This window comes from Microbacterium sp. GCS4, from assembly GCF_001262495.1.
In the GTDB taxonomy this organism is placed as follows: domain Bacteria; phylum Actinomycetota; class Actinomycetes; order Actinomycetales; family Microbacteriaceae; genus Microbacterium.
Genome location: NZ_LGYE01000002.1, coordinates 323,638 through 338,638, shown reverse-complemented (window position 1 = coordinate 338,638; position 15,001 = coordinate 323,638). Strand labels below are relative to the sequence as shown.

The following is a 15,001-nucleotide window of genomic DNA, read 5'->3' as shown; positions in this document are numbered from 1 at the left end:
TCATCCAATTTTCTCGCAACCCCGTCTTCCGCGGAGTGTGCGTGCCCGCGCGCGACGCCCACGGGAGCGCGCACGAGAGCGCGCCGAGGGAACCGGGCACCGAAGCACCCGCCCCGCTGAGCCGGGCTCAGTCAGCCTCGGGCGCACCACCGAGGAGCGCCGCGCAGACCCGAAGGCACAGCCGCAGCATCCGCGCGTGGTCCACACCGGGGGCGCCCACCGTGAGCTGCACCGAGAGGCCGTCGATCGCAGCCGAGATCACCTCGGCCGTGTCGTCGAGGTCGTCGAACGCGAATGCGGCACGTGCGCGTCCGTAGTCCAGCACGCCCCGGAGGATCTCCCGCCAGCGCGAGTCGAGCTCGTTGTGCACCTCGGCGACCGTGTCGTCGATCGCGGCGTCCGACCAGACCTGGAACCACAAGATCCAGCCCGGATCCCCGCGTCCGTTCGACGCCGACAGTTCGATCAGTCTCTCCAGCCGCGCCCAGGGCTCCGCGATGCCGTCGAGCTCCGCGTCCACCTGCTCGACGAGCGACTCCTCACTGCGCCGGATCGCGAGCATGAGCAGATCGGTCTTCGAAGGGAAGTAGTACGTCACGTGCCCCGAGGTCATGCCCGCGCGCTCGGCGATGTCGGAGACCCGCACGTTCGCGAGCCCCAGGTCGGCGATCGCCTGGGCGGCAGCATCCACGACGATCTGCTGCCGCGCCCTGCCCTTCGCGCGCCGGTCGGTCACCTCGCTCATAGCGCCTTCATCCTATCGGGGCGCCCTCCCGCGGGATCCGAGCCGACTGCATCGACGCCGCCGGCGGCATCGGCTCCGGTCCGCGATCGAGCACCGCGAACCGCGGAGCCGCGGCCAGCAACGTGGCGGTGTACGGATGCCGGGGGTCGTCGAAGAGCTCGCCCACGGGCCGGTCCTCCACGATCCGACCGCCGTTCATCACCACGACCCGATCGCACAGGTGACGGACGACCGCGAGGTCGTGCGAGATGAAGACGATCGTGAGCCCCAGATCGACCCGCAGCTGCTGCAGCAGGTTCAGGATGGCCGCCTGCACCGAGACGTCGAGCGCCGCGACCGACTCGTCGGCCACGAGCACGTCGGGCTCGAGCGCCAGAGCGCGCGCGATGCCCACCCGTTGCCGCTGCCCTCCCGACAGACGGCGCGGACGAGCGCTCAGCAGCGCCGGCGGCAACTCGACCCGGCGCATGAGGTCCTCCGCGCGGGCGGCCACGGCGTCCGACGGGACCATCCGGTGCACGCGCAGCAGCTCGCACAGCGTCTGACCCACCGTCATCGAGGGGTCGAGCGACGCCGAGGGGTCCTGGAACACCATCTGCACGCGCCGCGTCTGCTCCCGGGTGCGCCGCCGCCCCATCCGCTCCCCCTCGAACAGCACCTCGCCCCGCGCGAGCGGCGCGAGCCCGACGAGCGCACGGGCGAGCGTCGACTTGCCGCACCCGGACTCCCCCACGACGCCGACGATCGATCCGCGTTCGATCGACAGGTCGACGCCGTCGAGCGCCCGCACCTCGGGAGCGGGGCGGCCGCGCAACCGAGCGAGCAGGGCCGACCCCGTGCGGTATGCGACCGTCAGCCCCGCGGCCTCCACCAGCACGGTCATGCCGCGGCCTCCGCCAGAACCTCGGGGCGGATGCAGGCGGTCGCTCCGCCGTCCGCCCCCGCGAGCGTGTACGACGACGACCGGCAGTCCTCGACCGCGAACGTGCAGCGCGGCGCGAACCGGCATCCGCTCGGGAACGCGCGGGGGTCGGGCGGGGACCCGGGGATGGTCGCCAACCGGCCGGAGCCTCCGACGAACGAGGGGGCCGAGGCCAGCAGGGCGGCCGTGTACGGATGCTGCGGGGCGCGCAGCACGTCGGCGACGGCCCCGGTCTCGACGATCCGCCCCGCGTACATCACGGCGACCCTGTCGCACACCTCCGCGACGACCGCGAGGTCATGCGAGACGAACACCATCGCGAGTTCGCGTTCACGCCGCAGGTCGCGCAGCAACCGGAGGATCTGCGCCTGGATCGTGACGTCGAGCGCGGTGGTCGGCTCGTCGCACAGCAGCACCTCCGGCTCGGTGGCGAGCGCGGCGGCGATCATCACCCGCTGGCGCAGTCCACCCGAGAGCTCGTGCGGCCACATCCGCGCCCGGCGTTCCGGGTCCGGGATCCCGACGCCGGCCATGAGCTCGTGCACCCGCTGCCGGATCACCCCGGGGCGACGCGATCCGGTCATCCGCACGGCCTCCGCGATCAGGTCGCCGACCCGCATCGTCGGGTTCAGAGCCGTCATCGGCTCCTGGAAGACCATCGCGGCACCGCGGCCCCGCACACGATCGGCGTCGACCTCGGTCGGGCCGTCCGCGAACGAATACGAGACCGATCCCGCGGTCGAGCCGCCACGGGGCAGGAGCCCGAGCACCGCCTTGAGCGTCAGGCTCTTCCCCGACCCGGACTCGCCGACGATCCCGAGGGACTCCCCGGCCCGCACGTCGAAGGACACCCCGTCGACCGGCGTCACCGTCCGCTCGCCGCTGCGCAGGGACACGTGCAGATCCCGCACGTCGAGCACCGTTCTCGTCATCTCCTCAACCCTTCTTCAATTCCCTCGCCGATCAGGCTGAGTCCCAGCCCGAACCCGACCACCACGAGACCGGGCACGGTGGAGAGCCACCACTGCTCGCGGATGTAGGGCTGGCCGGCCGCGATCATCGCGCCCCACTCCGGTGTCGGCGCCTGGATGCCCAACCCGAGGAACGACAGCGCGGCGAGCCCCAGAGTGGCCCCCACGATGTCGGACGGCAGGTACACGAGCGTCTGGCCGACCGAGTTCGGGAACACGTGCCGCCACAGCGTCCGCGCCCCCGAGAGCCCTGACGCTCTGGCTGCCGCGACGTAGTCGAGGCTGCGTTCGCGCAGCACCTCGGTGCGGATCAGGCGCGCGTACGAGACCCAGGCGATCGCGGTGAACGCGACGAGGATCGACGGCACGCCGGGTCCGAGAGCGAACACGAGGGCGATGATGAGGATGTAGGTGGGGAAGGCCTGCACGACATCCGACACCCGCATGATCGTCCCGTCGAGCCATCCTCCACGGAACCCGGCGACCGCGCCGAGGAACGTGCCGAGGACGGCCGGCAGTGCGGCGCCGAGGAATCCGACCAGCAGGTCGATGCGCGCGGCGTGCAGCAGACGCGAGAGGACGTCGCGTCCGAGCTCGTCGGTTCCGAGCCAGTGCGCGGCGCTGGGCGCGGCGAGCGCGTCGACGACGTCCTGCGCGAGCGGGTCGTACGGGGCGATCACCGGCGCGAGGATCGCGACGAGGACGTAGAGCCCCACGATCGTCGCCCCGACCCACACGCGTCGGGGGAGCCGCGTGCGTTCGACCATCACGATCGCGGTGGTCTTGGGGCCGATCACCGCGGCATCGACCGCGACGCTCACGATTCCACCTCCAGACGCGGATCGGCGATCGAGGTCACGATGTCGGCGATCAGGAACACCAGAACCACCGCGAGCGCGAACAGCAGGGTGTAGCCCTGGATGGTGGGGATGTCGCGCTGCCGGGCGGCGAGCACTATCCCCTGCCCGATGCCGGGCAGGGAGAACGTCGTCTCGACCACGACCGCGCCGAAGAGCAGGTAGCCCACGTTGAGGGCGAGGATCGAGATGGTCGGCGGGGCCGCGTTGCGGAGCACGAAGCGCGACATGATCCGGCCGGAGGACAGGCCGAGTGAGCGCGCGGTCGTGACATGCTCCGCGCCGAGCACCTCGATGATGCTGGTGCGCAGGCTCCGCACCTGGAGCGGGGCTATCGCGAGTGCGAGTGTGAAGGCCGGGAGGATGATCGAGCGCAGGTGCTCCGCCGGAGTCGCACCGAATCCGCCGACCGGGAACCATCCGGTCGGCACCGCGACGACGAGGATGAGCACGATCCCCACCCAGAACGACGGCATCGACAGCGCGACGAGGCCGAAGGCCCGCACGCCGTGGTCGACGGGGCCGTCCGGACGCCGCGCCGACAGGATCGCCAGCGGCACGGAGATCATCAGGGACAGGAGCGCACCGACTCCCAGCAGCCAGAGCGTGGCCGGCACGCGCTCGGCGACGATCGCGGCCACCGATTCGCTGGACTTGAACGAGTAGCCGAGGTCGCCCGTGAGCAGCCGACCGACGTAGGCGACGTACTGCACGATCGCCGGGTCGTTCAGCCCGAGCTGCTCGCGCACGGCGCCGAGCTCGGCCTCGGATGCCCGCAGTCCGACGATCAGTCGTGCGGGATCGCCGGGTGTCACCTTGAGGATCAGGAAGACGAGGAGGACGATCCCCAGCAGCAGCGGCACGGCGAGCGCCAGGCGTGTGAGGACGAACAGGTAGCGTCCCATGGACTCACTCCCCCACCCGGATCGTGTCCCAGTAGTACATGCCCCAGGGGGCGGGGGCGAAGCCCGAGACGCTCTCGCTCACGGCGTGCTGCACCTGGAACTCGGCGAGGCTGATCGCCTGCGCCCCGCGCAACGCGTCGTCCTGCACCTGGGCGATGATCGCCTGCTTCTGCTCCGGGGACTCGGTGGCGCCGTAGGCGAAGAACTGTTGCGTGACGGTGTCGGTCTCGAATCCGCTGAACAGCCACGACGTGCCGGTGATCCAGCCGAGCGGGTCGACCATGTCCGGGGACACCGCGCCGTACGACCAGAGAACCATGTCGGCGTCCAGCCCGTAGGCGCGGCTGAGGAACGCGCCGGTCTCGAGCGCGGTGAGGCCGAGGTCGATGCCGATCTCGGCGAGGTCCTGCTCGAGGATCTGCGCCACGAGATGGTCTGTGGGGTTCCCGGCGTCGTAGATGAGCTCGAGCGATGTCACCTCGGCCCCCGATTCGGCGAGCAGTCGTCGCGCCTCCTCCACATCGCGTCGGAACGGCTCCTCGCTGGGCGGGGCCCAGTTCGCGAGGTTCGGGGGCAGGATGCCGCGGGGCTCGGCGCCGACGCCGCGGAACGGGCCGGCCGCGATGGACTCGTAGTCGACCGCGTGCGCGACAGCCCGGCGCACGAGCGGGTCGGCGAGCGGTCCCCCGGTGGTGGTGAAGCTCAGGTGCTCGATCTGGCTGGCGGGCAGCGCGACGAGGGCGTCCCCGTACTGGGGCGCGTCGATGGGCGAGACGTACTCGGAGATGTCGACCTGACCCGCTTGGAACTGCGCGCCGCGCTCGGTGGCGTCGGGCACGACCTCGACGACGACGTGGTCGACGTACGGTCGCCCCTCCTGGTAGTAGTGCGGGTTCGCGTCGAGCGTGATGCGCCCGCCGGGCGACCAGTCGGCGACGGTGAACGCCCCGGCGGCGACCGGTGCGGCGAAGTACTCCGTGCGGGAGAGGCCGCCGAAGTCGGCGGGGAAGACGGCCGAGGACGACCATGTCATGAGCACCGGCAGCGTGCTGTCGGGGTGGGCGAGCGCGAACACCACCGTGCGGTCGTCGACGGCCGTGACGTCGACGATGTTGGCGTACAGCGCTCCGTAGTTGGGACCCTCTGCCCAGACGCCGGCGGAGAACACGACGTCGGTGGCCGTGAGCGGTGTGCCGTCGCTGAACATCGCGCCCTCGCGCAGCGTGAACGTCCAGGTGAGGGCGGCTGCGTCGTAGCTCCAGTCCGTCGCGAGTCCGGCTTCGACGGCGTCGCCGGACGGGGAGAACCTCAGCAGTGGTTCGAGCACGCCCTGCAGGGTCTGGTACGTCGAGTACGCGGCGGCCTTGTCGGGGTCCCAGCCGTCGAACGACTCCGACCGCGCGATGTGCAGCGTGGTGCCGTCGACGCCGGGCGGGACGGAGCCGTCGCCGTTGCATGCGGTGAGGCCGACCGCGGACAGCACGACCGCCAGTGCCGCGAGGGCCTTCGTGAGGGAGGGGGCCATCGGTGCCTCCTGTCTCTCGGGACGACATCGTCCCGAGGCGAAATTGGATGATATCCAATTATCTTGAGACGCTCGAAGGCGGTTGTCAACCGCCCGCCCGAATCTGCCGCACCGACGTGACCGTTCGCGCGTGACGCACAGCGCCCGTGCCCGCACACGCCGGATGGCCCCGTCCGCAGCGCGGACGGGGCTCTGTCGACACGGGGGATCAGCCGCCCTGCGGCGCTCCGGGGAGGTCGTGCGTCGCGCAGTGGATCCCGCCGCCGCCGGACGCGACGGCGTCGATCGCCAGGGGCACCATCTCGCGGTCGGGGAAGTGATCCTGCAGGATGCCGCGGGCACGATCGTCCGCCCGGCGGTCGCCGAAGTCGGGGAGGAACACGGCGCCGTTGCCGACGTAGAAGTTCACGTACGAGGCGAGGAAGTCGTCGCCGGAGCCGCGGATCTCCGAGAAGTCCGGCTGCGGGAGGTCCACGACCTCGAAGCGGGTGCCATCGGCATCCGTCGCCGCGCCCAGCACCGAGCGAGCCTGCGCGGTCGAACGCGACCACACGTCGTCCGGCGCACCGGGTCCCGGAACGTCGAGCAGCACGACGCCGGGCGCGGTGAAGCGCACCAGGGAGTCGATGTGCGCATCCGTGATGTCCTCCCCGTACACGCCGTCGAACCAGATCACCCGACGCATGCCGAGCAGTTCGATGAGACGGCCCTCCACCTCGTCTCGACTCCTCCCCGGATTGCGGTTGTCGTTGACGAGGGAGCTCTCGGTCACGAGGAGCGTGCCGCGGCCGTCGGTCTCGATCGAGCCGCCCTCGCCCACCAGATCCGTCGCGATGCGCGGGATCTCGAACTCGCGCAGCACCCCACGGGCGACTCGGCCGTCGTCGCCGTGTCGCTGCTTGCCGCCCCAGCCGTTGAAATTGAGGTCCACGCCGCGCACGGCGCCGCCCTCCTCGACGAAGACCGGAACGGTGTCACGCGCCCACAGATCGTCGACGGGCAGCTCGAGCACCTCCACGGACGACCCGCAGGCCGACCGCGCGCCGCGCACGTCATCCGGCGAGGCGAGCAGCACCACGGGTTCGAACTCCGCGATGGCACGGGCGATCCCCGCGATGTCGGCGCGCACGTCGGCGGTGTCCGCACCCCAGATCCGCCGGGTCGGCCACGACATCACGGTGAGCTCGTGCCGCTCCCATTCCGCGCCGAGGCGTCGGGTCGCCGCCTCGGCGGTCGCACCCGCGGCGGACTGCGAGCCGGCAGAGCCCGAGGGCGAGCAGCCGAGCACGCCGGCCCCCAGGATCCCGAGTCCGGTGGCGACGAGCAAGCCGCGTCGGGTCATCTCGATGGCGGACATTCCGACCTCCTAGAATTGGATATCATCCAATAATAGCGGATGCCGCACTCCAGCGCCCTCGCAGGCCCGCCCGGTAGTCTGGTGCCATGCCCTCCCTCGCGATCTCCGGCGCCGTACGCGCGCCGCGGTCGCTGCCGTCGGCCACCCCGATGGTGTCCTGGACGAAGGTCGTCATGCACCCGGGGACGAACGGGTGGACGAGCGTGTGGGGCACCCTGTCGCACGGCGAGATCGCCGGCTGCCCGCCGCCAGGCCCCTGACGCGCCACCGACGCCGGTGCGCGCGATCGAGCCCGTCCCGCGTCCCCTTCACCGTGAGGTCTCTCCGTGTCTTCGTCATCGTCTTCGTCATCCGATTCGTCATCCCGTCTCCCCCTCGCGCCGCATGAGCTGTGGCGCGGCATCCGCTCCACCGTCCGCAGCGACGTCACCGCCGGCGTGCTGCTGCTCGCCGCGACCGTCGCGGCGCTGATCCTCGCCAACAGCCCCGCCTCCGGCTGGTACAGCGCCGTGCGGGACTTCACGTTCGGCATCCCCGAGCTGCACCTCGAACTCAGCGTCGGCGCCTGGGCCGCCGACGGCCTGCTGGCGATCTTCTTCTTCGTCGTCGGCCTCGAGCTGAAGGAGGAGTTCACGACCGGGCGCCTGCGCGACCCCCGCGCCGCCGCGCTCCCGGTCGCCGCGGCGGCCGGCGGCGTCATCGCCCCCGCGCTGATCTTCCTGCTGCTCACCGCGGGCGGCGCCGCGGACGCCTCCCGTGGCTGGGCGATCCCCACCGCGACCGACATCGCCTTCGCGGTGGCCGTGATCGCGGTCGTCGGGCGCTTCCTCCCGCCCGCGCTCCGGGTGTTCCTGCTCACGCTCGCCGTGGTCGACGACCTCATCGCGATCACGATCATCGCGACCGTCTACACCGACGACATCAGCCTGCTCTGGCTCGGACTGGCCGTGCTGCCGCTCGCCGGGTTCGGATTCGCCGCGCAGCGCGGCATCCGCTCCTGGTGGATCCTGCTGCCCCTGGCTCTCGCGACCTGGGCTCTCGTGCACGCCTCGGGCGTGCACGCGACCGTGGCCGGGGTGCTGCTGGCGTTCACCGTCCCCGTGCGGCCGACCGACCGCGCGCACGTGGTCCTGGGCCAGGGCGAGAAGCGCATGCGCGAGGGACTCGCCCCGCACTGGGCCGACCGCTGGGGCGTCGTCGCGACGCTCTTCGCCGTGCCCGTCTTCGCGTTCTTCTCCGCCGGCGTCCCCCTCGGGGGCATCGACGGTCTGCGCTCGGCGTTCGCCGACCCGATCACGCTCGGCATCGTGCTGGGTCTCGTGCTCGGCAAGCCCATCGGCATCCTGCTCACGACCCTCGGAATCGGGAGCATCCCGGCACTCCGCCGCGACCCGAGCCTGCGCTGGCCCGATCTGATCGGCATGTCGTTCGTCGCGGGCATCGGCTTCACGGTGTCGCTGCTGATCGGCGAGCTTGCCTTCGGGAGCGCCTCGGTCGCCGACGAGCACGTGAAGATCGGGGTGCTCACGGGCTCGCTCGTCGCGGCGCTCATCGGCGGCACGATCCTCGCGATCCGCAGCGGGCGCTACCGGCGGGGCCTGATCGGCTGACCCCGCCGGCGGCGCTCACACGGTCGCCGGAAGCAGCTCGCGCAGCAGGTCGTCGAGGGTCACGACGCCGACGAGCGCCCCGCCCTCGACGACCGCGGCGAGCTGCACGTGCTCACGCTGCATGCGGCTGAGCGTGTCGTACGCGCCGGCGCCCGGGGCGACCGTGGTCACGGGCCGGGCGACCTCCACCACCGGGGTCGCGGCGTCGAGCGGAAGCGTGTCGCGCACGTGCACGACGCGCGCCGCGGCCCCCTCCCCCACGAGGATCCGGAGGTGCCCCGACTCGGCGGCCACAGCCTGCACCTCGCGCACGGTCGCCGTGAGAGGCACGGCGGTGGGCGCGGCATCCGTCCGCACGATCTCGCCGACCGTGAGCGACTGCAGGGAGATGGCCCGCACGATCGGCTCGGAGTACTCGACCTCGAGGGTGCCGGCGGCGCGCGAGTGCGCCACGAGCTCGCGGATCGTGTCGACGTCCTGGCCGCCGGCGGCGGCCTTCTCGACCGGCTCGACGCCCGAGGCCTTCACGAGGCGGTTCGCGATGCGGTTGATCCACAGCAGGAATGGACGCAGCGGCCAGGTCAGGGCGCGGGCGAGGATGCTGGTGGCCTTCGCCGCGGTCTCGGGATGCGCGATCGCCCACGACTTCGGGGCCATCTCGCCGATCACGAGGTGCAGGAACGTGACGACGATGAGCGCGAGCATGAACGCGATGATGTCGGCCGCGATGTACGGCAGACCCCACGCCTCGAACACGGGCGACAGGGCGTAGTCGATCGCGGGCTTGGTGATCGCGCCCAGCAGGAACGTGCACGCCGTGATGCCCAGCTGCGCGAACGCGAGCATGACGGTGAGCTCGTTGAGACCGCGCAGCGCGGAGCGGGCGGAGGCGCTCGTGTCGGCCTCCGCCTCCAGCCGATGCCGTCGCGCGGCGAGCAGCGCGAACTCGACGATGACGAAGAACGCGCTCGCGACGATCAGCGCCGTCGTGATCAGGGTGACCAGCCACCAGCTCATCGGGCCACCTCCGTCGTGGCCTCGGGGTCCGTGTCGGGATCCGCGCCCGACTCCTCGAGCGCGATGTGCACGACGGACGGCACGTGACGCGCGACCTCGACGATCCGCACGTCCAGCCAGCGGTCGATCTCGATCCCCTGCACGGTCTCGGCCGCCTTCGCGGGCAGGTCGATCCGCACGACGTCGCCGGCCTGCGGCAGGTCGCCGTGCGCGCTCACCACGAGTCCCGCGATCGTCTCGGCGTCGTCGTCGGGCGCGAAGTCGTGCCCGATCAGCCGTTCGATCTCGTCGAGGTGCACGTCGCCGGCGAGGGTCCAGCCGTCCTCGCCGCCCGCCACGACCACGGCATCCGGGTCGTGCTCGTCCTCGATCTCGCCGACGACCTCCTCGGTGAGGTCCTCGATCGTGAGGATGCCGTCGAAGTTGCCGTACTCGTCGACCACGCACGCGAGCTCGTTGCGCGTCTGGCGCATGCGGTCGAGCGCGAGCGGCAGCCGCATCGACGTCGGCAGGATCACGGGAGGGCGCATGACGTCGGACACCGGAGCGCCGTCGGCCGGCGCGAGGCGCAGCAGGTCGATGAGCTCGACCACGCCGACGGGGATGTCCTCGTCGCCGATCACCGGGTACCGGGTGTGGCCGGTGGACATGAGCTCGCGGACCTCGGCGACCGTGGTCGACGGCGCGACCGTGTCGACCTTGGAGCGCGGGACCATGGCGTGCTCGACGTCGCGCTCGGGGAAGTCCAGCATCCGGTCGATGATGATCGACAGGTCGTCGGGCAGGTCGCCGCTCACGCGGGACTCCTCGACGATGGCCTCGAGGTCGCGCGCCGTGGCGCTCTCGTCGACGTCCTCGAGCGGCTCGATGCGCACGAGTCGCAGCAGCGCGTTCGCGGCGACGTCGAACACCGTGATGAGCCACCCGAACGCCGCGAGGTAGATGCGGGTGGGCAGGGCCAGGGCGCGGGCGAGCGGCTCGGGGCTCGCGATGGCCAGGTTCTTCGGGTACAGCTCGCCGAAGATCATCGTGACGATCGTGGCGAGCAGCAGCGCCCCGGTCGTGCCGATCAGCACCGACACGGCGGGCGGGATGCCGACCCCGCCGAGCAGGGTGCCGATCGACTCGCCGATCAGCGGCTCGGCGACGTAGCCGATGAGGAGGCCCGTCACGGTGATGCCCAGCTGCGCGCCGGACAGCATGAAGGAGGTGCGCTTCGTGATCGCGAGCACACGTCCCGCCTGCGCGTCGCCCTTCTCGGCGAGGGCCGCCATGCGCGACCGGTCGACCGACATGTACGCGAACTCCTGCGCGACGAAGAACCCGCACGCGGCGATGATCGCCAGCGTCAGCAGCACGCCGAGCAGCAGCGTCAGCACTGCCTCCAGCATCCGAACTCACCCCCTCGCACGAAGACGAAGGGGTCGGTAGATCGACCCTCCTGATCAGGGGCAGGGCGGTGACGGCTCACAGGTCTCTTCCTGGGGTCGTATGCGAGTCGCTCGTCCGACGGACGGCTCGATGTTCACTTTATCGAGTGGATGCTGTGATCGGGATGGGATTCCCGCCCTCTCCGGCGCACGTCGATCAGGCGTGCGCCCAGAGCCGCTCGATCGGCACGTCGCGCCCCAACACGCGCTCGGCCGCGCGATGCCCCGAGAGCATGGCCGCCGGCACGGTCGCCGGGTCGTCCGTCCAGGTCGCCTCGCCGGCCAGGTGCAGGATGCCGTCGATCGGCGTCGCGAGGTCGTCATGGTCGGCCGTGGTCGACCCGAGAGTCATGTAGGCGTAGGAGCCGTGCGACCACGGGTCGTCCTGCCAGTCGGTGCGGATCACTCCCACCGGCTGTGCGACGCGGTCGCCGAACAGGCGGCGCAACTGGGCGAGCACCGACTCGACGACCTCCTCGTCGCTCCCGTCGCGGATGCCGCGGGCGGCCGGCCCCGCCGCGAACGTCAGCAGCGTCGGCTCGCCGTGCAGAGCGGTCAGGTCGTACCAGGAGTGCCACCAGCGACCCTCGGGACCCTGCTGACGGATCGCGTAGACGCCCTCGTCCCAGAACCGCTCGGGGAACCGCAGGAACACCTTCTCGAACGCGTTCATCTCCAGACGCGAGAGGGCGTCCGCGTTCACGGCGGGCAGCGGCGGCGTGAACTCGACCGCCCCGGAGCGCAGCACCCCGACCGGGACCGTCACGACAGCGGCATCCGCCGTGAACTCGCCGTGCGCGGTGCGGATGCGGATGCCGTCGCGGCGATCGATCGCGGTCACCGCGTGGTCCAGGCGCACGTCCAGCCCCTCGGCCAGACGGGTCGGCAGCACGTCGTACCCCTCGGGGAAGACCACCTCGTCGCCGTCGATCGAGTCGTCGTCGAGGCCGTGCGCCGCGAGGTCGTCGATCCACACGCCGTACTGCTCCTCCGAGCGGTGCTCCAGGTACTCGCGGACGCGCTGCGTGCGCTCGGCATCCCATCCCTGCCGCGCGAGCGCCGCATCCGTCACGTCCCGGTACGAGGCCTCGGGCGCCGACTCCGCGATCACGTCGCGCAGTGTCGCGTCGACCGTGTGCACGTCGGCAGCGAACGCGCGTGCCGCCTCGTCGCTCAGGCGCACACCGTCGGGGCCGTAGTACGCGATGGGCCTGCTGTCGGGCTGGTAGCCGCCGACCGTGAACTCCACCATCGGCATCCCGAACGCCGCGGCCGCCGCAGCCACCGGGCTGTCGGTCACGCCGTGGATCCACGACGCCCCACGGTCCGTCGCGGCTCCCGTGCGGTCCGTATGCACGCGTCCGCCGACCCGGTCGCGCGCCTCCAGGACGATCACGCGCTGACCGGCATCCGCGAGCAGCCGCGCCGCGCTGAGTCCCGAGACGCCCGCCCCGACCACGATCGTGTCGACATGCTCCATCGCCGCGCCCTTCTCCCTGACCCGGATCGGGTCGGCCTGTGCTGGCCGTGTGTCACCTCCGAGGATACGACCCGGTCGACCTTCCGAGCAGTCCCTTCCAGCGAACTCTTCAGGGCTCCACCCGCACGCACCGCGAACGAGGCCATCCAGCGCGCGGCGGCTGCGGGAAGGCTGACTGTCCGTCCGCACGAGCCGGCTATGCGTTCTCGAGCTCGTCCAAGAACGATCGAGCGCCTTCCGCCGCGTCCGCACGGAGCTGGTCTTCCGTCGCCGTGTCGCCCGTGGCGATCATCGTCTCGGCGAAGACCCCCGCCCACGAGCCGGCCGAGTCCAGGTAGCGCTCCATCACGCGACGGATCTCCGCAGGGTCGGACGACTCCTCCGTGGCGGCGAGCTGGCGCGCGACAGCACGGGCGGCTTCTCGCGGGCCCGCGTCGTTGTACAGAGCCACGTACATCAGGTCGTACTTGTCCTTCGGGAGCATCCTCGATCGCGCCGCCGCGGCCTTGGCGAGGAGATAGCCGCCGAGATTCGAGAACCGGAGCATCATCGTCTCGGGCGCGTCCGGCGTGTCTGCGCGCACGCCCGCGGACACCGCGAGTCGGCGCTCCACCGGTGCGTGGAGCGCGGCGGCGGGTCCGGCGATCTTGCTCGCCACCGCTCGGACTGAGCCCGGGAGTGGAACGGTGTCCTCGGCATGGTCCCAGACGTCGCACAGGAACTCGAGACGTATTCTCGCGTCCCCCGACCGGGCGTCCCAGCGCCATCCGTTCCTCGATGCGAACCCTCCCGCCTCGAGTGCGGCGTCCACCCAGGAGAAGTCCGGAGCGTCCGCGACGTGATCGAAACCGAGAGCGAAGAGCAGATCGATGTCAGTCGTACCCTGATGCGGCACAGGCGCGTTGCTCGCCAGGAAGTCGGGATTGAGACCGCCGATCACGACGTAGTCCCGGGCATGCTCACCCGCGAGAAGCGCGAACCGGACGAGAGCGTCCTCCGCGCGGGCCCGGGCTTCACGGCTGCGGATCTCAGAATCCAATGGCGACCTCCCTCAGGTATTCCGCTGCGTCCACCGATCGTCCCCGCTCGCGCAGGAGGTCCCCGTACACGCGCACCGGCGACGCGATACGAAGGCCCCGCTGATCCTGGGCGAGACCGAGGAGGTACTCGTCCACGGTGAAAACCCTCACCCGCCCGCCGCGGTCCACCTCGCGCACGTCCTCGTCGCTCGACAGCCGTCGACGCACTTCCGCCAGAGCACCGAACGGCACGACCACGTCCACAGTGGGGATGCTGGTGAGGTACGGAGCGATGCGATCGGCCGCCGCAGCGCCGGTCAGCGCCCAGTCCACCGCGCTCAGGGAAGAGGTGAACATCGACAGGGTCTGGTCGTGATCACGCCAAGGAACATGGAACTCCACTGCCGGGGCCATGCCCTTCAGCGCGTACTGCCCGGCCCAGTCGCTCAGCATGCGTCCGGGATCGCGCAGCTCCCGTGTCGCGGTGCTCCCCCGCTCTGCGCCGGTCTTCGCCGTGTACCCCTGCTCGTCGAAGTGCCGAAGGACTCGCGCCGCATGGGCGACGGAGACATCGGCTGCCCCCGCGATCACGCCGACCCGGCCGATCGAGTCAGGCACGTCGTCGCGCTGCCTCACTCTCCAGGTCAAGAGAGTCTCCGCAACGGCCTGCGCGGCTCCGGACCATGTGAACGGCCGTCCGGCATCTCCTGGTACCGGGTCGAATCGTGCGAGGTAGACCTCCCCGGGAATGACGATCTTCGCGCGTCCGCTCGCATCCACCCACGAGAGCTGTGATTCGTCGAGGAGCTCCCGGGCTCCCGGGCTCATTCGGCGAGCTGCGATGACGGGGAGACCGTCGATCCCAGTGCGTCCGTGCATGACGTCGTTTCGGACCCGGCGGATGTCGGCGGGGAGTCCCTCACCCGCCCAGATCGGCTGAAGCGTCCAGCGGCGTGAATCGAGGGCGACGTCGACCGCGTCGACGCGCGGCTCGACGAGGAAATCCGATGGCAGGACGCGCAGCAGAGCTGCCACTGCGGGGTTTTCTCGCGATGCCATAGTTATATCCTAGACTGATATTTACTCGGTATTCTCAATTTAACTCGGTAAAATTCATCTGTGGAGAAAACGATACAAGTGAGCGATCGACCCGCATCGGCGTG

The 15,001-nt window shown here is 70.9% G+C and carries 14 protein-coding genes; 2 read left to right on the top strand and 12 right to left on the bottom strand.

Annotated elements, in window-relative coordinates:
* Positions 1–127: 127 nt before the first annotated feature.
* From AKH00_RS08805 to AKH00_RS08775, 7 genes are all read right to left on the bottom strand, one after another.
* A complete protein-coding gene (locus tag AKH00_RS08805) occupies positions 128–745 on the bottom strand; it encodes a TetR/AcrR family transcriptional regulator (RefSeq protein ID WP_050722354.1) in 618 nt (205 codons plus the stop codon).
* A 7-nt stretch (positions 746–752) separates the two neighbouring features.
* Positions 753–1,628: an ATP-binding cassette domain-containing protein gene (locus AKH00_RS08800; protein ID WP_050722353.1), complete on the bottom strand. Its 876-nt coding sequence runs from the start codon at positions 1,626–1,628 to the stop codon at positions 753–755.
* Positions 1,625–2,599, bottom strand: coding sequence for an ABC transporter ATP-binding protein (locus AKH00_RS08795; RefSeq protein ID WP_050722352.1), 975 nt, complete (start codon positions 2,597–2,599; stop codon positions 1,625–1,627). The genes AKH00_RS08800 and AKH00_RS08795 overlap by 4 nt, the downstream gene beginning before the upstream one ends.
* Positions 2,596–3,459, bottom strand: a complete 864-nt coding sequence (locus AKH00_RS08790; RefSeq protein WP_050722351.1) for an ABC transporter permease — start codon at positions 3,457–3,459, stop codon at positions 2,596–2,598. Before AKH00_RS08790 ends, AKH00_RS08795 begins: the two co-directional genes overlap by 4 nt.
* Positions 3,456–4,400, bottom strand: coding sequence for an ABC transporter permease (locus AKH00_RS08785; protein WP_050722350.1), 945 nt, complete (start codon positions 4,398–4,400; stop codon positions 3,456–3,458). Before AKH00_RS08785 ends, AKH00_RS08790 begins: the two co-directional genes overlap by 4 nt.
* Before the next feature lie 4 nt (positions 4,401–4,404).
* Positions 4,405–5,925, bottom strand: a complete 1,521-nt coding sequence (locus AKH00_RS08780) for an ABC transporter substrate-binding protein (RefSeq protein WP_050722349.1) — start codon at positions 5,923–5,925, stop codon at positions 4,405–4,407.
* A gap of 208 nt (positions 5,926–6,133) precedes the next feature.
* Entirely contained in the window at positions 6,134–7,282 is a 1,149-nt protein-coding gene (locus AKH00_RS08775) for an agmatine deiminase family protein (protein WP_050722348.1), read from the bottom strand.
* Positions 7,283–7,368: 86 nt separating this feature from the next.
* Between AKH00_RS08775 and AKH00_RS18145 the strand changes: the two genes are divergently transcribed.
* Both AKH00_RS18145 and nhaA read left to right on the top strand, forming a co-directional pair.
* Positions 7,369–7,542: a hypothetical protein gene (locus tag AKH00_RS18145; RefSeq protein ID WP_200903829.1), complete on the top strand. Its 174-nt coding sequence runs from the start codon at positions 7,369–7,371 to the stop codon at positions 7,540–7,542.
* Between the two features lie 66 nt (positions 7,543–7,608).
* A complete protein-coding gene (nhaA, locus tag AKH00_RS08770) occupies positions 7,609–8,892 on the top strand; it encodes a Na+/H+ antiporter NhaA (protein ID WP_050722347.1) in 1,284 nt (427 codons plus the stop codon).
* 15 nt (positions 8,893–8,907) lie between these two features.
* Here nhaA and AKH00_RS08765 read toward each other — a convergent pair whose 3' ends face one another.
* The 5 genes from AKH00_RS08765 to AKH00_RS08745 all read right to left on the bottom strand — a co-directional run bounded on the left by AKH00_RS08765 (position 8,908) and on the right by AKH00_RS08745 (position 14,897).
* Complete coding sequence (locus AKH00_RS08765) at positions 8,908–9,909, bottom strand: hemolysin family protein (protein WP_050722346.1); 1,002 nt, start codon at positions 9,907–9,909, stop codon at positions 8,908–8,910.
* A complete protein-coding gene (locus AKH00_RS08760) occupies positions 9,906–11,300 on the bottom strand; it encodes a hemolysin family protein (protein WP_050722345.1) in 1,395 nt (464 codons plus the stop codon). The genes AKH00_RS08765 and AKH00_RS08760 overlap by 4 nt, the downstream gene beginning before the upstream one ends.
* Before the next feature lie 196 nt (positions 11,301–11,496).
* Entirely contained in the window at positions 11,497–12,819 is a 1,323-nt protein-coding gene (locus AKH00_RS08755) for a flavin monoamine oxidase family protein (RefSeq protein WP_050722344.1), read from the bottom strand.
* A gap of 196 nt (positions 12,820–13,015) precedes the next feature.
* Positions 13,016–13,858, bottom strand: a complete 843-nt coding sequence (locus tag AKH00_RS08750) for a hypothetical protein (RefSeq protein WP_050722343.1) — start codon at positions 13,856–13,858, stop codon at positions 13,016–13,018.
* Positions 13,848–14,897: a type IV toxin-antitoxin system AbiEi family antitoxin gene (locus AKH00_RS08745; protein WP_152926141.1), complete on the bottom strand. Its 1,050-nt coding sequence runs from the start codon at positions 14,895–14,897 to the stop codon at positions 13,848–13,850. Before AKH00_RS08745 ends, AKH00_RS08750 begins: the two co-directional genes overlap by 11 nt.
* Positions 14,898–15,001 lie beyond the last annotated feature (104 nt).